This window comes from Nocardia sp. CC227C (assembly GCF_030767025.1).
Lineage (GTDB): Bacteria > Actinomycetota > Actinomycetes > Mycobacteriales > Mycobacteriaceae > Nocardia.
In genome coordinates, this window is record NZ_JASITE010000007.1 from 335,315 (window position 1) to 354,858 (window position 19,544).

17 protein-coding genes are annotated in these 19,544 nt (G+C 70.6%); 10 read left to right on the top strand and 7 right to left on the bottom strand.

Annotated features, from left to right (window positions below; translation table 11 throughout):
- Positions 1–4 precede the first annotated feature (4 nt).
- From QMO76_RS17165 to QMO76_RS17175, 3 genes are all read left to right on the top strand, one after another.
- On the top strand, positions 5–1,465 hold the full coding sequence (locus QMO76_RS17165) for an NAD(P)/FAD-dependent oxidoreductase (RefSeq protein ID WP_306362303.1): 1,461 nt from the start codon (positions 5–7) through the stop codon (positions 1,463–1,465).
- A complete protein-coding gene (locus QMO76_RS17170) occupies positions 1,465–2,334 on the top strand; it encodes a short-chain dehydrogenase/reductase (RefSeq protein WP_306362304.1) in 870 nt (289 codons plus the stop codon). Before QMO76_RS17165 ends, QMO76_RS17170 begins: the two co-directional genes overlap by 1 nt.
- Before the next feature lie 145 nt (positions 2,335–2,479).
- The gene (locus QMO76_RS17175) at positions 2,480–2,725 is read left to right on the top strand and encodes a hypothetical protein (RefSeq protein WP_306362305.1); all 246 of its coding nucleotides are present in this window, start codon (positions 2,480–2,482) and stop codon (positions 2,723–2,725) included.
- 67 nt (positions 2,726–2,792) lie between these two features.
- Here the strand turns inward: QMO76_RS17175 and QMO76_RS17180 are convergent, their stop codons facing one another.
- Entirely contained in the window at positions 2,793–3,419 is a 627-nt protein-coding gene (locus QMO76_RS17180) for a DUF5753 domain-containing protein (RefSeq protein ID WP_306362306.1), read from the bottom strand.
- A gap of 229 nt (positions 3,420–3,648) precedes the next feature.
- Between QMO76_RS17180 and QMO76_RS17185 the strand changes: the two genes are divergently transcribed.
- Positions 3,649–4,461 carry an AraC family transcriptional regulator gene (locus tag QMO76_RS17185; protein WP_306362307.1) on the top strand — a complete coding sequence of 271 codons (813 nt, stop codon included), beginning with the start codon at positions 3,649–3,651 and terminating at the stop codon, positions 4,459–4,461.
- A 105-nt stretch (positions 4,462–4,566) separates the two neighbouring features.
- Positions 4,567–6,270, top strand: coding sequence for an L-lactate permease (locus tag QMO76_RS17190; RefSeq protein WP_306362308.1), 1,704 nt, complete (start codon positions 4,567–4,569; stop codon positions 6,268–6,270).
- Positions 6,271–6,292: 22 nt separating this feature from the next.
- On the opposite strand, the gene galK is transcribed toward QMO76_RS17190, so the two are convergent.
- A complete protein-coding gene (gene galK, locus QMO76_RS17195; RefSeq protein WP_306362309.1) occupies positions 6,293–7,390 on the bottom strand; it encodes a galactokinase in 1,098 nt (365 codons plus the stop codon).
- 631 nt (positions 7,391–8,021) lie between these two features.
- Positions 8,022–8,828, bottom strand: coding sequence for a carbonic anhydrase (locus QMO76_RS17200; RefSeq protein ID WP_306362310.1), 807 nt, complete (start codon positions 8,826–8,828; stop codon positions 8,022–8,024).
- Between the two features lie 277 nt (positions 8,829–9,105).
- On the opposite strand from QMO76_RS17200, the gene QMO76_RS17205 reads away from it, so the two are divergent.
- Positions 9,106–9,630, top strand: a complete 525-nt coding sequence (locus QMO76_RS17205; protein WP_372341993.1) for an Lrp/AsnC family transcriptional regulator — start codon at positions 9,106–9,108, stop codon at positions 9,628–9,630.
- Here QMO76_RS17205 and ald read toward each other — a convergent pair.
- Positions 9,627–10,736, bottom strand: a complete 1,110-nt coding sequence (gene ald / locus QMO76_RS17210) for an alanine dehydrogenase (protein ID WP_306362311.1) — start codon at positions 10,734–10,736, stop codon at positions 9,627–9,629. The genes QMO76_RS17205 and ald overlap by 4 nt on opposite strands.
- 132 nt (positions 10,737–10,868) lie before the next feature.
- A complete protein-coding gene (locus QMO76_RS17215) occupies positions 10,869–11,744 on the bottom strand; it encodes an RNA polymerase sigma factor SigF (protein WP_306362312.1) in 876 nt (291 codons plus the stop codon).
- A 268-nt stretch (positions 11,745–12,012) separates the two neighbouring features.
- Between QMO76_RS17215 and QMO76_RS17220 the strand changes: the two genes are divergently transcribed.
- Genes QMO76_RS17220 through QMO76_RS17230 form a run of 3 tightly spaced genes read left to right on the top strand, consistent with a single transcriptional unit; the run spans position 12,013 to position 16,925 of the window.
- Positions 12,013–12,690, top strand: a complete 678-nt coding sequence (locus tag QMO76_RS17220) for an ANTAR domain-containing protein (RefSeq protein ID WP_372342002.1) — start codon at positions 12,013–12,015, stop codon at positions 12,688–12,690.
- A 40-nt stretch (positions 12,691–12,730) separates the two neighbouring features.
- Complete coding sequence (locus QMO76_RS17225) at positions 12,731–13,081, top strand: STAS domain-containing protein (protein WP_306362313.1); 351 nt, start codon at positions 12,731–12,733, stop codon at positions 13,079–13,081.
- A gap of 19 nt (positions 13,082–13,100) precedes the next feature.
- Entirely contained in the window at positions 13,101–16,925 is a 3,825-nt protein-coding gene (locus tag QMO76_RS17230; RefSeq protein WP_306362314.1) for a SpoIIE family protein phosphatase, read from the top strand.
- Positions 16,926–16,928: 3 nt separating this feature from the next.
- On the opposite strand, the gene QMO76_RS17235 is transcribed toward QMO76_RS17230, so the two are convergent.
- Positions 16,929–17,639 (bottom strand): S1 family peptidase, encoded by a 711-nt coding sequence (locus QMO76_RS17235; RefSeq protein WP_306362315.1) that lies wholly within the window; start codon positions 17,637–17,639, stop codon positions 16,929–16,931.
- A 177-nt stretch (positions 17,640–17,816) separates the two neighbouring features.
- On the opposite strand from QMO76_RS17235, the gene QMO76_RS17240 reads away from it, so the two are divergent.
- On the top strand, positions 17,817–18,770 hold the full coding sequence (locus tag QMO76_RS17240) for a class I SAM-dependent methyltransferase (RefSeq protein WP_306362316.1): 954 nt from the start codon (positions 17,817–17,819) through the stop codon (positions 18,768–18,770).
- Positions 18,771–18,830: 60 nt separating this feature from the next.
- On the opposite strand, the gene QMO76_RS17245 is transcribed toward QMO76_RS17240, so the two are convergent.
- On the bottom strand, positions 18,831–19,067 hold the full coding sequence (locus QMO76_RS17245; protein WP_306362317.1) for a hypothetical protein: 237 nt from the start codon (positions 19,065–19,067) through the stop codon (positions 18,831–18,833).
- Positions 19,068–19,544 lie beyond the last annotated feature (477 nt).

Below are 19,544 nucleotides of genomic sequence, written 5' to 3' on the forward strand. Positions count from 1 at the left end.
TCTCATGACCACACACACCGAACACCGGGAGATCGCCGTGCTGGGCGCGGGTTTCGGCGGCATCGGGCTCGCGATCAAGCTGCGCGAAGCCGGATTCGACGACCTCGTACTGCTCGAGCGCGCCGACGAGCTGGGCGGGACCTGGCAGGCGAACACCTACCCCGGCTGCGCCTGCGATGTGCCGTCCCACCTGTACAGCTATTCGTTCGCGCCGAATCCGAACTGGTCGCGCACCTACGGACGACAGCGCGAGATCCTGGACTACCTGCGCTCCGTCGCCGAACGACACGATGTGGTGCGCTATATCCGGCTGAACACCGAACTGCTCGACGCCCGCTGGGACGATACGGAGTCGCTGTGGCGTATCGAGACCTCGCGGGGACCGCTCACGGCCGACTACTTCATCTCGGCGGCGGGCATTTTCGCCGAGGCCAAGTATCCCTCGATTCCCGGGCTGGAGCGCTTCGAGGGCACCGCCTTCCACTCGCTGCACTGGAACCACGACCACGATCTGACCGGTGAACGGGTCGCTGTGATCGGCACCGGGGCGTCCGCGGTGCAGTTCATCCCCGAAATCCAGCCGAAGGTGCGGTCGCTGACCGTCTTCCAGCGCTCCGCGCCGTGGATCGTGCCGCGCCTGGATCGGCCGACGCTCGGACTGGAACGACTGCTGCTGCGGCAGTTCCCGCTGGCGCGCAAGGCCGTCCGCGGCAGCTGGTACACACTGATCGAGAGCTTCGGTCTGGTCGGCTTCGTGGACAATCGCTTCCGGCACCCGTACGAACTGCTGGGGCGGCTGCAACTGCGCCGCCAGATCAGCGATCCCGAACTGCGCGAGCGGGTGACGCCCGACTATGTGATCGGGTGCAAGCGGGCCATCTTCTCCGACGCCTACCTCCCCGCGCTCGATCGCGACAACGTGGAGGTGGTGACCGACGGGGTCGCCGAGATCCGGCCGCGATCGATCCTGACCCGGGCCGGGGCCGAGATCGAGGTGGACACCATCGTCTTCGGCACCGGATTCGAACCCATCCCCACCGCGTTCGACCGGATCACCGGGCGCGACGGGCGGTCCATCGCACAGCTGTATCACCAGCAGCCGCGGACCTACCTCGGCGCGGCCGTGGCGGGATTCCCGAACTTCTTCTGCACCCTGGGGCCGTTCGGGGCCGCGGGCAACCAATCCGCCATCTACATGATCGAATCGCAGCTCGCCTACATCGTCGACGCGCTGGTCACCCTGCGCGCCCGGGGCGCGCGCCGGGTGGAGGTGCGGGCCGACGCGCAGGACGCCTTCGTCGACGAAATGCGCAGGCGCAGCGGCGATACGGTCTGGCTGACCGGCGGATGCCAGAGCTACTACACCACGCCCGAGGGCGGGAACGCGGGCCTGTACCCCAGTTGGAGTTTCGAATACCGCAGGCGCACGCGGCGCTTCGATGCCGACGCCTACGAGGTGGCCTGATGTTCGGGATGCTCGGGCTGTTCGGACGGTTGGACGCGGCGCGGTACGACGTGGCCGGGAAGGTCGTGCTCGTCACCGGTGCGGGACGGGGTATCGGACGCGAACTGGCCGGCATCCTGCACGCGCGCGGCGCGATCGTGGTCCTGGTGGATATCGACGCGGCCGCCGCCCACGAGGCGGCCTGCGCGCTGTCCGCGCGCGCCCTCGCCCTCGGAGCCGACGTCGCCGACCGCGCGCGGATGAACCAGGTGGTGGCCACGGTGGTCGAGCGGCTGGGCCGCCTCGACGTGGTCGTCGCCAACGCGGGCGTCACACCGGTGCCCGCCACCGTCCGCACCATGGATCCGCGCGACTTCGACCGGGTGCTGAGCATCAATCTCACCGGGGTGTTCAATACCGTGCACCCCGCGCTGGACCACATCGTGCGGGCGCGGGGCCATGTCGTGGTGGTGTCCTCGTGTGCCGCCTTCGCGCCCGGCATGGGCGGTTCGCCGTACATGGTGAGCAAGGCCGGAGTCGAACAGTTCGGGCGGGCGCTGCGCGTCGAACTCGCGGCATCCGGGGCCAGCGCCGGAGTCGCCTACTTCGGCATCGTGGAGACCGCCATGACCCACGACATGCTCGACGCCGACGAACTCGGCCGGGAACTGGACGAGCTGCTGCCGTGGCCGCTGGGCGCGCGGATCACCGCCGCACGGGCCGCGCGCGCCATCGCCGACGGCATCGCCCGCCGCGCCGCCCGCACCATCGCGCCCGCCGGGTGGGAGCCGTACGCGCTGCTGCGCGGTGCGGTGAATGTCGTGCTCGACAGCCGACTCGCCGCGAGTTCGGCCGTGCACGAACTCGTTCGCGCCATCGAGCGCCGCTGACGCCCCGTGCGCACCGCCGTCGCGAACACCCCCGAATGGTTCTCCCGGAAGAACAGGTATACGAGCCGACCCGCCGACATTGTTTCCCACCGCGCACCGTGGGTAGGGCGAGCGTAGGACGTATCAGCGACAGAGGAGTATCGCCATGAGCAAGACCGAAGAGACGGGCACCATCACCGGCACCAAGGACAAGGACTACAACCTGATCTGGTTCGTGGAGGCGTCTCTGGACAACGCGCTGCGGTTGGAGACCTACATCAGCGATGCCGAACGCGACGGCGACACCGAACTCGTCGAATTCTTCCGGAAGGCACAGAACGAGAGCCGCAAGGGCGCGCGGATGGGCAAGGAACTGCTCGCGTCGCGACTGGCGGACTCGTCCATCGGATAGGCCGCGCCCGCCGCGCGTGGGCGACCCGGACCGACGGCCGCCCCACGGGGGCGGCCGTCGGCGCCGCTCACACCCGTTGGACCGGGGCGGACGGCAGTGCGGTGGCGGGCCGTCGCGCGGTCAGCGCGGTGAGGAGTTCGCCGGTGTACTCCGGCGGCATGGCGTGCACGCTGAACCGGTCCCAGATGACGTGGTAGGCATCCAGATCGATGCGGTCGTCGAGGAACTGGGCGCCGGTCGCATGATGCAGGTGCACGATATCGCCCACATCCGGGCGCTCGAACCGGTAGATGGTGAACGGGACCGTGCTGATGGCCGGGCCGCCCACGTGGTCGGGCACGATCTGCACGGTCACATTGTCCCGGCGCGCCATCCGGGCCAGATGGTCCAGTTGGTCGCGCCACACCTCCGTCCCGCCGAAGGGCCGCCGCAGCACCGCCTCCTCGATCACCGCCCACAGTTTGGGCGGGGCGGGACTATCCAGCAGATGCTGGCGCCGCATGAGCAATTCCACCTGCTGCTGGACCTGCGCCGTCGACGCCGGGCGGGCGATGGCCGCGACGGCATGGGCGTATCCGGCGGTCTGCAATAGCTCCGGCACCACGCCCGGCGCGTAGGAGCGCACCACCGATGCCGCCTCCTCCAGGGCGAGGTGCGAATCCGCGCGTCCGAGCCCGGGGCGGCCGATCTTCACCCCCAATCGGCGTACGAGTGCTGGCCGCTCCTGCGGCCCTTTCCCCCCGACGGTGTGAACCCCCACGGCCTCGGCGTTGATGACGACTCCCTCCTGATATGTGGTGGATCGCGTAGGTGATTGTGCCACAACGAATTTCAAGATTGCTGAGTCGACGATTCTGCAATTGCACGTGCAAGGCCGGGGGTAAGGACATTCCGCCCCGCGATGACGGCGATAGGCTGTCCGGGTGAAAACGGCAGGTGAGCACGCTCGGCTGTGGACCGCCGCGGCCAGCCCCCAGGTGGAATTGCTCACCGCGCGATTCGAGACATTCGCCTTCGACCGGCACAGTCACGAACAGCTTTCCGTGGGCGTCATCGAACAGGGCGCGGAAGGTTTGCACATGGCGGGCGGGAAAGTGGTGATACCCGCCGGACAATTGGTGATCATCAATCCCGGACAGGTGCACACCGGATTCGCCGCCGTGGAATCCGGCTGGCGCTATCGGATGTTCTATTTCGACACCGATCTGGTGGGGGAGCTGGCCGGTGAACTGCTGGGCCGACCGGAGGTCTGGTTCCCCGAGACGGCCGTGCGCGACGACGAGTTGTTCGCCCGGTTGCGGGTGGTGCACCGCGAACAGGAGTGCGCCGGTGATCCGCTGACCGCCGAATCCCTGCTGCTGGCGGGGCTCGGTGCGGTGCTGCGGCGGCACGCCCGCCACGGCCGGGCGGCCGCGGGCGGGACGCCGTCGCGACGGGGCCTGGACGTGGCCCGGCAGCTGCTGCACGACCGGTGGGCCGAACCGGTCACCGTCGCCGAACTCGGTGCCGCCGCGGGGATTCCGCGCGCGACCCTCATCAGCGCGTTCCGGGAGACCTACGGGCTGCCGCCGCACGCCTACCTGCTGCGGTTGCGCGCCAATCGGGCACGCCGGCTGCTGCTGGCCGGGCGGCAGCCGGCCGAGGTGGCGGCGACGGCCGGATTCGCCGACCAGGCGCATCTGACGCGGATCTGCAAGCGCTACTTCGGAGTGACACCGGGCGCGATCCGGCCCTGATACCGCGCTGCTCCCGCGCTGGCCGAGACTTTCGTTCAAGACCGCCGACCGTCGCCGCCGTCAGGCTGATCGCATTCGGTACGCGATGAGAGGGCGAGGGCGGTAATGGTGTCGATCGCGGCGGTGATTCCGCTGGTGGTGGTGTTGGGGGTGATCACCGGGCTGCGGCGTCCGGCGCCTTGGGCCGCGGGCGCGGGAGTCGGCGCGGCGGTGCTGCTCATCGGGTGGCGGCCGGAATTCGCGCTGCCGCGCGACGCGCTCGGTACCGGTGCCGCCGGTGCGGGCCTGCTGGTCCTGAACGCGGCGGCGGTCATGCTGCCCGGCGTCTACCTCAGCCAGGTGCTCACCCGCCGGGGCGTCCACGAGTCGCTCCAGGAATGGGTGCGCGCGCTGCCGCTGTCGGGACCGGCCAAGGTCGCGCTGGTGGTCGCGGGGATCGCGCCGATGGTGGAGGCGCTCACCGGCTTCGGGGTATCGCTGCTGGTCACCGTGCCCGTCCTGCTGGCACTCGCCCCACCCGCCACGGCGCTGCGCCAGGCCATGCTGGGCATGAACATCATGCCCTGGGGCACGCTCGGGCTGGCCACCGTCATCGGCGCGACGCTCACCGACCTGCCGCTGCCGACCCTGGGCACCGCCACGGCGATCACCAGCGCCCTGGTCTTCCCCCTGGTCACGGTCTGGGCGGCGCTGCTGGCCCGACCGGACCACCGGCTGCGCACCACGGTGCAGGCGGCGGGGGCCGGCGGCCTGCTCGCCCTCGCCCTGCTCGTCTGCAACCACCTGGGCGCGGTCTCGCCCGCGGGCGTGCTGGCCGGACTGGTGACCACGGCCGTCGGACTGCTGCTGTGCGCCGCCCGGCGGGCCTCCGGAGCCGCCCGGACCGCGGCTGTCAGCACCGAGGCGACCGTCGAAGGAACGCAGGGCGGGCACGGGGTCCGTCCGTCGGGAGAGAGCGCTTCGCGAGATGTGGAGGTGCACCGGACGTTCCCGCGCGGCACCGCCGCGGGACGAGCGGGGAACGACGGTGCGGTGCGGTTCGCGCAAGGCGGGAGCGGGTCGCGGGTCGTGCGCGGTGGGACCGGAAGCGGTGTGCGGAGTGGGGATGTGCGGTTCTGGGTCGGCGGCCGGTCCCAGCGGGTGGGGCGATTGGTTCCGCCGGCGACGGTGCTGTACGCCTACGGGCTGGTGCTGGTCGGTATCGCGATGCTGCGCGCGGCCACGGCTGTGGGGGTTCCGCCCGGGGTGCTGCACGCGGGCGGGGCGAGTTTCGCGCTGCTGGCGTCGCCGGGGCTGCCGTTGCTGATGGCGGCGCTGGTGCTGGACCGGAGGCGGCCGCGGTGGGCGGAGGCGCGGGCGGCGCTGGGGCGGGTCGGGCGGCCGCTGCTGGCGCTGACGGGATTCGTCGTGCTCGGGCGGCTCATGGTCGACAGCGGCATGATCGACCGGTTGGGCGCGGCGGTGTCGACGGCCCCGCCGCTGGTGATCGTGCTGGCCGCACCGGCGCTCGGCATGCTCGCGGGTTTCGTCACCGGGTCGAATGTGGGCGGCAATGCGCTCATGCTGCCGTTGCAGCAGCAGCTCGCACCGGCCGGGCTGGACACCTGGTTCGCGGCGGTGCAGAACAGCGGCGCGGGCCATGCCGTCTTCACCTCGCTGCCGATGATCATGCTGGTTCTTGCGGTCGCGGGTGACCGGGCGAGCGGTGCGGGTGTATCGGAGAATACGCTGCTGCGCTTCGGGTTACGGGTGGCGCTGGCGATCTACGCGGCTCTGGCCGCGGTGTTGGTGACGATTTCGCTGCTGTGACGGCGATGTTCACCGCCGACGCTCAGGACAGGCGGCGAGCGCCCGGGGAGGGGAGCGCCACGAACCACTTCGGTGCGGTGAAACCGCAGTCGCGGAAACGCTTCTCGACCTCCTCGGCGATCGGCTCGGCGGTACCGTGTTCGACGAGCGCCACCATGCTCCCGCCGAATCCGCCGCCGACCATGCGGGCGCCGAGCGCGCCCGCCTCCAGTGTGGTGGTGACGGCGGTGTCGAGTTGCGGCGTGGACACCTCGAAGTCGTCGCGCAGGGAGGCGTGCGCCACCGTGAGCACCGGTCCGATGGTGCGCGGGTCCGCACCGGTGTGCAGGGCGTCGGCCACCGTGAGGACACGGGCGTTCTCGGTGACCACGTGGCGGGCCCGGCGGCGCAACAGGGGATCGACCAGGGTGTCGACCGCGCGCGGGTCGGCGACCTCGCGCAGGGTGGCGACACCGAGCGCGGTGGCCGCGGCCTCGCACTGCTGTCGGCGGTGGGCGTACTCGCCGTCCACCAGCCGGTGCGGGGTATCGGTGTCGACGACGAGCAGCTCCAACCCCGCCCCGGCCAGATCGAAGGCGACCTGTTCGTGGTCGCCCTTGCCGAAATCCAGGAACAGGGCGTGCCCGGCGGTGCAGAGCACGGCCGCGGACTGGTCGAGGCTGCCGGTGGGCACGCCCACGTAGTCGTTCTCGGCGGTGCGGGCGATATCGACCAGCTCGGGCGCCTCCACCGGAAGTTCGAACAGATCGCGCAGGGCGAGCGCCACCGAACACTCCACGGCTGCCGACGACGACAGGCCCGCCCCGATCGGCACCGCGCCGTCGAGCTCGAGGACGACACCGGGAATGCGATGCCCGCGTCGCAGGAACTCGTGCACGACCCCGAGCGGGTAGCGCGCCCACCCGGTGACGGCCGCCTCGCCGAGTTCGGCGACACCGACGTCGATCCGCTCACCCGGGTGCTGCCGGGATGTGACCCGCACGCGCCCATCGGTTTTCGCCGCCGCCGCGCACCGCACCACCTGGGGTAGCGCGATCGGCAGGGCGTAGCCGCCGTTGTAATCGGTGTGCTCCCCGATGATGTTCACTCGGCCCGGCGCGGCCCACACACCCCGCGTCATCGCACCTCCTGCGATCGTGCCGCCACCGCTCCCGGACGGTGGCGGTTCGTGGACGACGTTGCTGTCCGTCCGATCCGGCTATAGCCGCTGTGCTCCTTCCTACACCGCCGATCGGCCGGGTACCGGCACCGACGCGGCCGATGCCGAGCCGCACGTCGGAATCCGACCACTCCGATCACGGTCGGTTCCGGTCTTGCCGACGTGGTCCGGTCCGGCCGTGCGTCGGAGTCTGCTCACCGCGATCACGGTCGGTTCCGGCCTTGCCCACGTGGTCCGGATCCGGCTGCGCGTCGGGGTTCGATCCCCGCGACTACGGTCGGGTCCGGCTTCGTCGACGTGGCTCGTCCCAGGTCGCACGCTGTGGCCCGCTCACCCCGATCGCGGTCTGCTCCGGTCGCCTCCGGCGTGTCGTGGCACGTGGCAACGGCCCGCGCTCATTGTGCGCCGCGCGCCGCGGTGATCGGAGTCTGCTGGTGCAGACGGGTCCCGCCCGGCAAGGGCGACCGCTCGGCGAGGGCGACCGCTCGGCAACCGGCGGGCACGCGTGGGACGGGTTCGGATAGACCGATCGTGGGTGTCGCGCATCGCCTCGCGGAAGTCGGGCAGTCCGGCAGTCGGGACCTGCGTACGGTCAGCCGCCCGCGAGGAGGACCGGTCGGTCGTAGCGGGGCTGGGTGGGGCGGTTGCTGTGCGGGAACCGGGCGCGGAAGCGCTCCGCCTCCGGCGCGGACACCGCGACGGGCCGACGCAGCACCGTCCACGACACGCCCTCGGTGCAGGGCGGGGTGGTGAGCGACCCGGCGTAGCGGAACTGGGCGTGATCGCCGGGCAGGAAATCGCGCAGGTCGATCGGGCCGACGGTGCGGGTGCCGCCCGTCGGCGGCATCTCGGCGAACAGCGGCAGGAAGGCCGAGGGCGCGGGCCCGATCCGCATCAGCACCGCGACCACCGCCAGCGCACCGCGGGCATCGGTGTGCACGAGGTGCAGTTCCATCGCGGTGCCCGCGCGGTCGATGGTGTGCTCGCTGGGCGTGTGGAAGTGGAACTGGGTCAGCGCGTACCGGCGGCCGTCCAGCGTGATGTGGTACCCGCTGTCGGCGGGCACGGCCGCGTGGAGGGTGTGCCCGTTGTCGGCGAGGGCGACCGCGGGCAGCGGGCCGTAGGCGAAGGTCAGGTGGTCGGCGGGATCGAGTGGGGTATGGCGGGGCAGGTCGATGGGGGACTGCTGGTGGCCCATCCGACAGGCGAGGAAGCGGCGGTCCAGATCGGCCCAGTGGTCGGGACCGTCGGCCGCGTAGTCCCAGTGCGGTCGGGCGGGCGCATGGTCGCCGACGGCGGCCGAGCGCGCCCCGAGGGCGACCGGCAGCGCGAACAGGGTCAGCGCGGCGAGGGCGCGGCGGCGGGTGAGCGGGACGTGCGGATGTGAAGGAACCGGCACCGGCACAACTCCTTGCGACAATGCGCCTGACGGCGTGGTCGGGGAACCGGCACGAGGTGCGACGGACTACGGCGATCCTGCGATAGTTTGTCCTATTTGCAACGAATGTTCTTTTGGAACAAGGGTTTTCGCGTTCGTGCCGTCGTGAGCGTATGCCCTCGGCGGCCGGTCGCGCCATACCCGTGGGCGGCGACCCGGGTCACAGCTCACCCGCCGCGTCCGCGCGGCGTGGTGCGGACCGGCCGATGCGGTCCCGAACGTTCGGTACGGTAGCCCGGTGAGCAGGAAGGATTCGCCCGCGCGTCCACCCGTACCCCCGATCCCCGGGCGTGGCCCGGTCGCGATCGACGCCATCGATCGAGTCCTACTGGATCATCTGGCACGCGACGGGCGCATGACCAACAATGCCCTGGCCGAGGCCGCCGGTATCGCGCCGTCCACCTGCCTGGGCCGGGTGCGGTCGCTGGTGGAGCGCGGCGTCATCCGCGGCTTCCACGCCGATATCGACCCCGCGGCCCTCGGACGCGGTCTGCAAGCCATGATCTCGGTTCGGCTGCACGGCAATTCGCGCAAATACCTCGCCGAGTTCGGGCGAGCGCTGGCGGCATTGCCGGAGGTGCTGAACGTCTACTTCATCGCGGGGGCCGACGACTACCTCATCCACGTCGCCACCGCCGACACCGACGGGTTGCGCGGCTTCGTCCTCGAGCATCTGAGCGCGCACCCGGCGGTATCCGCGACCGAGACCATTCTCATCTTCGAACATCTGCGCCCGGCGGGCGGCGAGAGCGACCGGTCCTAGACGCCGACCAGTTCCTGCGCGGCGTAGCCGTGCGCCGCCGCCACCGACTCCGACAGCAGTCGGCCGCCGTCGGTGCTGAGCCCGGCCGCCAGGCCCGGGTCGGCCGCCACCGCGTCGCGCCAGCCGCGATCGGCCAGCGCCGTGACATAGGGCAGCGTGGCGTTTGTGAGCGCGATGGTGGACGTATTCGGCACCGCCCCAGGCATATTGGCCACGCAGTAGAAGATGGAGTCGTGCACCCGGTAGGTGGGTTCGGCGTGGGTGGTCGGCCGCGAATCGGCGAAGCAGCCGCCCTGGTCGATGGCGATGTCGACCAGTACCGATCCCGGCTTCATCTGGGCGACAAGGTCATTGGACACCAAAGTAGGCGCCTTGGCCCCGGGCACCAGCACCGCGCCGATCACCAGATCGGCCTCGCGCACCGCGTGCGCGACCTCGTAGGCATTGGAGGAGACGGTCTGCACCCGGCCGCCGTACTGCTCGTCGACGGCGCGCAGCCGCGCGATGTTCAGGTCCAGCACGGTGACCTCGGCGTGCAGGCCGACCGCCATGGCGATGGCATTGCCGCCCGCCACGCCCGCGCCGATCACGGTCACTTTGGCCGGACGCACCCCCGGCACCCCGCCCAGCAGCGCGCCGCGCCCGCCCTGGCTGCGCATGAGGTGGTACGCGCCCGCCTGCGGGGCCAGCCGCCCGGCGACCTCGCTCATCGGGGCCAGCAGCGGCAGCGAGCCGTCCGGGCCGGTGACGGTCTCGTAGGCGATGGCGGTGATGCCGGAGCTCAGCAGCGCGTCCGTGCATTCCTTCGAGGCCGCCAGGTGCAGGTAGGTGAACAGCACCTGATCGGCGCGCATCCGGGAGAACTCCTCGGCCACCGGCTCTTTCACCTTGAGCACCAGGTCGGCCCGGCCCCAGACCTCGTCGGCGGTGTCGAGCACGCGCGCGCCGACGGCCGCGTAGGCGTCGTCGGCGAAGGCCGAGCCCACTCCGGCTCCGGCCTCGACGAACACCTCGTGTCCGCGCGTGACGAGTTCGTGCACACCGGCGGGTGTGCAGGCCACGCGATATTCGTGGTTCTTGACCTCGCGGGGGATTCCGATCTGCACCGGCACTCCTGACTGTCGATTGGTCTCGGGTGAGCAGCTTCGGAGTGAAAGTATGAAAATAATGCGAGATCAGGTCCAGTGAACTGAAGATAATTCGTGAACTGGATGACCTGCGATTAGAATCTGCGGAATCTAACGCACGCTCAGCGCTGATCTCGAATCATCTTCGGCGGGTTCCGGCTCCGCGAGTGCCTGTTCCCGCAGCTGGGTCAGCGTGCGCGACAGAATGCGGGACACCTGCATCTGGGAGATGCCCAGCCGATCGGCGATCTGGCGCTGGGTCATCACGCCGAAGTAGCGCCAGATCAGGATCTGCCGCTCCCGCTGCGGCAGGCGCGCGATGAGCGGCCGCACCGCCATGGCGTCCTCCAGCAGCCGATAGCACGGCTCCTCGGTGCTCAGCCGCTCCACGGCCGGAGTCGAGCTGTCGCCGTCCTGGTCGCGCACGGTCATGTCCAGCGAGTCCGTGGTGTAGCAGTTGGCCGCGATCATGGCCCGGCTGATCTCGCTGACCTCCACCTCGAGTTGCTCGGCGAGCTCACGGGCGGTCGGCATCCGGCCCAGCCGATGGGCCAGGGTCTCGGTGGCCGCACCGATCCGGCCGTGGACCTCCTTGGTGTGCCGGGATACCCGCACCGACCAGGTGTGATCGCGGAAGTGGCGGCGCACCTCACCCATGATGGTCGGCACCGCGAAGGACAGGAAGGCCGCGCCGCGCGTGTGATCGAAGCGGTCGACCGCCTGCACCAGGCCCACCCGGGCGGTTTGCAGCAGATCGTCGAACGGTTCGCCGCGGTTCGCGAAGCGGCGGGCGATGTGCTCGGCCAGGGGCAGTCCGAGGCGCACGATCTCCGCGCGTGCCCGCGCTCGGCGCGGGTCGTCGGGGTCGAAGGCGGCGAGCCGGGCCAACAACGGCTCGAGATGCTCATAGCTGTCATTGCGAGCGTCACCGTGCCGGGTCGCGCGAGCGTCGGCGGCAGTGGGGCGCGCAAAGGTCGACTCAGCCATCGGGTTCTCCTCGTTCCCTTTGACTTCGTCGAACCGGCGGCTTTCTTCACCGAGTCGACGTACTTCCCGTGGATGCCCACTTCCCGCCCGTGCCAAACCTCCCCGTCACCGTGGGGTGCGTACATGCCGTCCGGTTCTCAGAGCGCATGCCGCGCAGCACTATTGAGCGGTTCCGGCGAGCCGCTCGTACGGGAGTTCGAGGGATGGGATACTCCGTGGAGTGAAGGGGCCAGTGCAGATTCCGGAGAGCGATCCGGGCACGTACGAGATCGCCGGGACCGGGCAGCAGCGGCAGGCCGTCGGTACATTCCGTTTCTGGTTCGTCGGGCAGCGCTGGGAATGGTCCGACGAGGTGGCGTGGATGCACGGCTACACACCGGGCGCCGTCGAACCGACGACGGAGCTGCTGTTGTCGCACAAGCATCCCGACGACCGGGCGCACGTCCAGGGCATCCTGGATTACGCCCTGCACTCCGGGGAGTCGTTCTCTAGCCGGCACCGCTTCGTCGACACCTCCGGGCGCATTCACAACGTGATCGTGATGGCGGACCGCATGTTCGACGACGCGGGCACCGTGGTCGGCACCTCCGGCTATTACATCGACCTCACCGACACCATCGTCGACACGGCGCAGACCATGCTGGACGAGACGCTGCCGGGACTCTTCGAGAACCGGGCCGTCATCGAGCAGGCCAAGGGCGTGCTCATGCGCGTCTATCGGATCAATGCCGAGCAGGCGTTCGAGGTACTGCGGTGGCGGTCCCAGGAGACCAATACGAAGATCCGCGATCTGGCCGCGCAGCTGATCGCGGAGCTGGAATCGGTACCGCCCGTGCCACCGCACGTACGGAGCCGCTTCGATCGCCTGTTGCTCACGGTGCACGAACGCATCCCGCCGAACGCCGGTCCGTGCGGTAGCGCCACGCCGGAGGGTCCACGCCCGTAATCTCGACGGCGGTATACGACGGTTGGATATGGGACGGCGGATGAATCGGTTGCGGGTCGACCACGAGGTGGACCACGATGCGGTGACGGTGCGAGCCGAGGGCGATGTGGACATCAGCGGTGTCGCCATCCTCGCCGAGGGCCTGCGGGCCGCCCTGAAGTCGGCCCTCGAACACCGGGCCCGCCTGCTCGTCGTCGACCTCGACGGCGTGACGTACTTCGGCAGCGCCGGACTGAACGCCCTGCTCGACTGCCATGAGCACGGTGTCGACGCCGGTGTAGCGGTGCGGCTGGTGGCCTCCGATCCGCGGGTGGTCCGGCCGCTGCAGGTGACGAACCTCGACAGCGTGCTGGCCGTCTACCCGACATCCGCGCAAGCCAGGCAGTGCTGAGGACCCGGAGGAGGCACCCATGACCGCACCCCCGCCGCCCGGCCCCGCGATCCCGCCCGACCTGCGCGCCGCGATCGCCCTCGGCGGCGAGATGGGCCGGCTGTTCGCCGAATTCGATTGGGCCGCACACCCGCTCGGTGTGCCCGCGGACTGGCCCGCGGAACTGCGCACCAGCGTGGCCGTGGCGCTGACGTCACGGTTCCCCATCCTGCTGTGGCTGGACGCGCAGGAGCTGTTCCTGGTCTACAACGACGCCTATCTGCCGATCCTGGGTGACCGGCACCCCGCCGCCCTGGGGCGGGCCGGACGTGAGGTGTGGTGGGATATCTGGGAGTCGATCGGTCCCATGCTGACCAGCGTGGTCGATACCGGCGCGGCCACCTGGTCGGACGATCTGATGCTGCCGCTGCTGACCGAGGGCCGTCCGCAGGAACGGTATTTCACCTTCAGCTACAGTCCGCTCGTCGCCGCCACGGGCGCGGTGTGCGGAGTGTTCTGCGCCGTCACCGAGACGACCGAGCGGGTGCTCGGCGAACGACGGCTGCACGCCCTCAATGCCGTCGCCGCGGCGGTCATGGAGTCGCGCACCGTGCACGACGCGGTGCGCGCGGCGGTGACGGTGTGCGCCGAGCAAGCCGCCGATCTGCCCTTCATCGCGGTCTACGTGGAAGACCCGGACGGTCGCGTGACCTTGCACGGGGCGAGTGCGGCGGTGTCGTCGCTGCTGCCGCGGTCGCTGTCGGACCTGGCCCCCGGGTCGCCCGCGCGGCCCACCCGCGCCGACGGCCGGGAGATCGCCGATCTGCCCGCCGTCGTTCCCGGTCTCGCGCGGGCGTTCGCGGACGGTGTTCCGGAGCGGGCCCTGGTGCTGCCGCTGGGGGAGGGCGCGATCGTCGGCGCGCTGGTGGTCGGCGTCAGCCCGCGTAGGCCGCTCGACGAGCAATATCGCGGGTTCTGCCGCTTGTTCGCCGACCAACTGGCCTCCGCGCTGGCCGCGGCGGTGTCCTATGAGCAGCAGTGCCGACGCGCCGACGCGCTGGCCGAGATCGACCGGGCCAAAACGGCTTTCCTCACCAATGTCAGCCACGAGTTCCGCACGCCGCTGACACTGCTGCTCGGCTCGCTCGACGATGCGCTGGCCGATGCCGCCGCCGACGACGCGGTCCTCGCCGACCGGCTGCACACCGCCCGCCGCAATGCGGGACGGCTACTGCGACTGGTGGATTCGCTGCTCGACTTCTCCCGCATCGAGGCCGGGCGCGCCACCGCCCGGCCGCGCTGTCTGGACGTGGGCGTGCTGACCGCCCATATCGCGGCGTCCTTCGCGGAACTGTGCCAGCGGGCCGGGCTGGCACTCGAACTGGACTGCGACTCGGTGGCCGCCGAGATCGACCCGGACATGTGGGAGACCGTCGTTCTGAACCTGCTGTCGAACGCGGTGAAGTTCACCTTCGACGGCTCGATCCGGGTCGAGGTGCGGGCCGAGGAACCGCAACTGTGCCGGGTTACGGTGCGCGACACCGGTATCGGTATCGACCCGGGTGATCTGGACCGGCTCTTCGAGCGGTTCTACCGGGCCGACAACGCGCGCGGGCGCAGCGTCGAGGGCAGCGGTATCGGGCTGTCGCTGGTGCGCGGCCTGGTGGAATTGCAGCACGGCACGGTGGCGGTGGAGAGCACGCCGGGCCGCGGTACCTCGGTGATCATCCGGCTGCCGCGTTCGGACCCGGCCCGGACCGTCGAATCCGGCATGCTGCCCAGTCTGGCGAACAACCCCTACATCGCCGAGGCCGGGCAGTGGCTCAGCCTCCCGGCCGCACCGCGACCGCGCGGCGGTCACCGGGAACTGGTGCTCATCGCCGACGACAACGCCGATATGCGCGACCACCTCGATCGCGTGCTGGCGGCGCGGTGGGACACCCTGGCCGTCGGGGACGGTGAGTCGGCCCTGCGCGTCATCCGCGAGCATCGCCCGGACGCGGTCGTCGCCGATGTCATGATGCCGGGGCTGGACGGGTTCGAGTTGTTGGCCGCCGTCCGCGCCGATCCGGAGTTGGCGTCGACGCCGGTGCTGCTGCTCTCCGCGCGCGCGGGCCGGGAGGCCACCCGCGAGGGCTTCGCCGGTGGTGCGGACGACTACGTGGCGAAACCGTTCACCTCGCAGGAATTGGTCGACCGGGTCGCGGCGCGGCTGGCCGCGGTGGCGCGGGAACGGGCCGGACGGCTGCGCGGTGACGCGCTGGCGCTCGCCATGGCGGCGGTGACCGAACTCGATGCCGTGCTGCGCACGGCCGATACCGTCGCGTCGATCCTGGCGGCGCTGCTGGATTCGCTGTCCGGTGTGGGGGTTCGGGGTGCGGCCATCGCGCTGCTGGACGCCGAAACAGATTGTGTGCGAACCGAATACATCAACATAACGGACACTCCGATGCGGGTCGGGCAGCAGGTGCTCGCGCTGGACGCGCCACTGCCCATCGTCGACGTCATCCGCACCGGTCGGCTCGTCGTGGTGGGTGACGCCCACTCCGGCGGCGGCATCGACGTGATCGGGGGCGTGGCCGACCACCGGTCCAGCGTCGCCTACCCGCTGCGCGACGGCGCGGATCGCGTGATCGGCGCGGTCGGGCTGTTGTGGGCCGAATCGCGCAACTTCGCGGCCGAGGACCTGGATGTGCTGGCCCGCACCGCCACCGTGACGCAGACCGCGCTGAGCCGGGTGCGGACCATGCAGCGCGAGCATCGGATCGCCGTCGAATTCCAGGACCAGCTACTGGATCTGGACCGGCGTTCCACCGCGGCCGCGGTGGCGGCGGTGTACCAGCCGGCCGGTGAGGCCATGCGGGTCGGCGGCGACTGGTACCTGGTGGTGCCGTTCCACGGATCCGATCGGCTCGGCATCTCGGTGGGCGACGTGGTGGGGCACGGGCTGCCCGCCGCCGTGGTGATGAGCAAACTGCGTGCCGGGGTGGCGGCGGGCGCGATCACGGCGGCCGATCCGACCACGGTGCTGGAACTGATGGACCGCTACGCGGCCGTGGTGCCCGGCAGCCGGTGCGCGACCGTCACCTACGCGGTCGTCGACAGCCGAGCCCGGACGCTGGAGTACACCTGCGCCGGACATCCGTATCCGCTGGTACTCGGCCCGGACGGTTCGGCGGGATTCCTGACCGGCGGACGCCGGACGCCGGTCGCGGTCCCGCCGCCGGACCGCGGCGGCACCGGCCGCGCCGATATCGCTCCCGGCAGCGTCATCCTGCTGTACACCGACGGCGTGATCGAGCGGCCCGGGGAGAGCCTCGACGAGGGCTTCGCGCGCTTGCGCGCGGCCCTCGCCGAATGCGCCGACCTGCCGGTCGCCGAGATCTGCTCGGAACTGCTGCGGCGGCTGGCGCCGCCGCAGGGCTACACCGATGACGTGGTGCTGCTGGCGGTGCGTCCCGTGCACGCGACGGCGCGCAGCTTCGCCGCCGTGCTGCCCGCCGCCCCGGCGCAGGTGCCCGATATCCGAGATCGGTTGCGGCGCTGGCTGACCGCGCACGACGTGGCCCCCGACCGCGAATACGACATCCTGCTCGCGGTCGGCGAGGCACTGGCCAATGCCATCGAGCACGGCGGTGGATTCGATCCCCGCGCCACCGTGACCCTCGAGGCGTTCCGGCACGGGAAATCGCTGGTCGCCACGATCAGCGACGCGGGCCGGTGGATACCGGCCCCCGCCACGACGATCGACAGTGAGCGCGGCCGCGGGTTCACCCTCATGAACGGGCTGGCCGATGAGATCGACACCGTGCGCACCCCGCACGGGACCCGGGTGACCCTGCGGTTCGAGAACTGCGGGGCGTGATCGCTACAGTGGGCGGAATCCGGCGCCCACCACCCCGAGTCGGTCGATTTCGGCCAGTACCGCGGTGATCTGGTTGGACACATCCGGATCGTGGAACGGGTTTCCGGGTCCGGTGCAGGGCATTTCGGAGGAGCCGGGTAGTCCGATACCGGCGTTGATCATGCCCACCAACTGGTCGCCGCGCAGCACCGGTCCGCCCGAATCGCCGTGGTTCGCGCAGACCTGGCTGAGGAATTCGTCGGGATAGGCATCCCAGACCACGCCGCAGGTGAATCCGGTGGTGCGGCCGTTCTTGCAGACCGTCTCCATCGCCTGGGCGGGCGCGCCGACCGTCGCGACCACGGTGGGGCCGACCTGGCGGACCGGCGTGACGCGGGCCGGATCGAGTTCGATGACCGCCCAGTCGTGGTCGACGTCCTTGACCGCGGCGAAGCCGATCGGCCCGGCGTGCGGATCGGCCTCCGCCCACACCGCCACCCCCGCGTCCTCGGCGCAATGCCCGGCGGTGATGCCGACCAGACGGTTCTCGCGGTCGTAGCCCACCGCCGTCATGGTGCACAGCGCGACCATGCGCGGATTACCGGTCTGCAGTGCGATGCCAGAGCCGCCGCCGACCACCGGCGCGCCGTCGGCGTGGGCCGGTGCGGCACCCGGCCCGGCCAGCGCCAGCATGGTCATGACCGTTCCGGTGGCGACTTTGACGGTTGTACCCATTGTGCGAACCACGCCCACTCCTTCCGATCCGACGACTGCGATGTGACCGTGCGAGCCTATGCCCGGGCGCGGGAATCAAGATCGAAAATCCCGCGCCGTTACGCGGTCTTGACCTCAGGTCGACCCGAAGTGAGATATTCCGGTTCGGCAGACACCGCACCGACAGGGGAGCACGCCATGAACGCACAGGGCACGACCGGACACGACGACGTTGATCGGACCGCTCGCGACACGCCGGGCGACGGGGCAACGGCCAACGAGACAGCGGCCGACACGACGACGGCCGACACGGCAGCGGCCGACACGACAGCGGCCTACGAGAAGTCGCGGCAGTGGCGCGGGGGTTCCGGGCACGCCTGGGCCGACCTTCAGGAAGCTCTCGATACCGCCCTGCGGCCGTTCGAGGAGTTGCTCGTCACCGCGGTGCGCGCCGCGGGCGGTCACCGCGTGCTCGATATCGGCTGCGGGGCGGGAACGACCACCCTGGCGGCGGCCCGATCGCTGGGCGCCGATGGCCGCAGCGTCGGGGTCGATATCTCGGAACCGCTGATCGCCGTCGCGCGGGAGCGGGCGCGCCGGACGCGACTTCCGGCGGAATTCCTGCTCGCCGACGCGCAGACCTACGCGTTCACCCCCGATTTCGACACGCTGATCTCGCGGTTCGGGGTGATGTTCTTCGCGGATCCGGTCGCGGCCTTCGCGAATCTGCGCGGCGCGGCGCGCGAAGGCGCGGCACTGCGCTTCGTCGCCTGGCGCGGTATCGAGGAGAACCCCTTCATGACCACCGCCGAGCGGGCCGCCGCACCGCTGGTGCCCGGTCTTCCCGGCCGCGATCCATCCGGACCCGGACAGTTCGCCTTCGCCGATCGCGACCGAGTGGCCGGCGTGCTCGCCGACAGCGGCTGGTCCGACATCACCATCGATCCCGTCGATCCGGTGTGCACGCTGCCCGAGGAGCATCTGGTCGCCTACTTCACCCGTCTCGGCCCGCTCGGCACCGTCTTCGCCGACCTGCCGGAACAGCTGCGCCCGCGCGTGGTGGACGTGGTGCGTTCCGCCTTCGAACCGTACGTGGACGGCGGGATGGTCCGGTATCCGGCGGCCTGCTGGCTGGTCGGCGCTCGCGCGTGAGGATCGAGCGGTGCCGCGGCGGGTGCGCACGCGCCGGAACCGGGCGGGATCGGCGGGTGCTCAGCGGTCCTTGCGGGCGTGTCTGCCACCGCCGCCGGTGGGGACGGGCCGGATGGGCCATTCGGCGGGATCGGCCCACGGGGAGGTGACGGGCTCCGCCACCCGGGGGAGTTCTTCGGTGGGCCCGTCGAGTTCGCGTTGCAGTTGGTCGAAGAAGGCCTGCATGCTGCCGTAGCGGGTCAGTATTTCCGCCAGCAGCCGTTGTGCGTCGGTGCTCGCCGTGATCACCTCCGTCATCATCCTCCACGCTTGCGGGGGGAATCCCGGCGCACGGCCTCGGCCGCACACACGACCGCACCGGCGGGGCAGGGAGTCACGGGAGCACTGCCACCGCCGGTGTCGGCGTTTTCGTGTACCGCGTCGGCCCCACAACGGGACGGGGCCGGGGGTCGCCTTGGGCGGGCAACCCCCAAACACTCCGAGCACGAGGCTGCTGGAAGGTAGCGGCAGATCGGCCGGGAGTCCGCCTGCCGCGCCTCGTGATCGGAATGCCCGTCGATACGGTAATGGTGCCGGCGCGCCGGGCGCGGCATTGCACGCCTGATGGCACGGAATGTCAGAGATTTCCGGCACGCACCGTCATAGGTTTCCGAGAGTTCGCTCATCCCGTGAGCGGGGTCGGGCGACCCGCGGTTTCGGGGGCATGTCCGCGATCTTCTGATTAGGTAGCCTAACCGCCCGTGGACAATGCGCGGTCGCCGGAGGTATCACGCT

What these genes read in the sequence shown, in the direction of transcription:
- QMO76_RS17165 (WP_306362303.1), top strand. Translation starts at nt 5, where the DNA reads ATGACCACACACACCGAACACCGGGAGATCGCCGTGCTGGGCGCGGGT.
- QMO76_RS17170 (WP_306362304.1), top strand. Translation starts at nt 1,465, where the DNA reads ATGTTCGGGATGCTCGGGCTGTTCGGACGGTTGGACGCGGCGCGGTAC.
- QMO76_RS17175 (WP_306362305.1), top strand. Translation starts at nt 2,480, where the DNA reads ATGAGCAAGACCGAAGAGACGGGCACCATCACCGGCACCAAGGACAAG.
- QMO76_RS17190 (WP_306362308.1), top strand. Translation starts at nt 4,567, where the DNA reads ATGGTGTCGATCGCGGCGGTGATTCCGCTGGTGGTGGTGTTGGGGGTG.
- galK (WP_306362309.1), bottom strand. Translation starts at nt 7,390, where the DNA reads ATGACGCGGGGTGTGTGGGCCGCGCCGGGCCGAGTGAACATCATCGGG.
- QMO76_RS17215 (WP_306362312.1), bottom strand. Translation starts at nt 11,744, where the DNA reads ATGGCTGAGTCGACCTTTGCGCGCCCCACTGCCGCCGACGCTCGCGCG.
- QMO76_RS17225 (WP_306362313.1), top strand. Translation starts at nt 12,731, where the DNA reads ATGAATCGGTTGCGGGTCGACCACGAGGTGGACCACGATGCGGTGACG.
- QMO76_RS17230 (WP_306362314.1), top strand. Translation starts at nt 13,101, where the DNA reads ATGACCGCACCCCCGCCGCCCGGCCCCGCGATCCCGCCCGACCTGCGC.
- QMO76_RS17235 (WP_306362315.1), bottom strand. Translation starts at nt 17,639, where the DNA reads ATGGGTACAACCGTCAAAGTCGCCACCGGAACGGTCATGACCATGCTG.
- QMO76_RS17240 (WP_306362316.1), top strand. Translation starts at nt 17,817, where the DNA reads ATGAACGCACAGGGCACGACCGGACACGACGACGTTGATCGGACCGCT.
- QMO76_RS17245 (WP_306362317.1), bottom strand. Translation starts at nt 19,067, where the DNA reads ATGACGGAGGTGATCACGGCGAGCACCGACGCACAACGGCTGCTGGCG.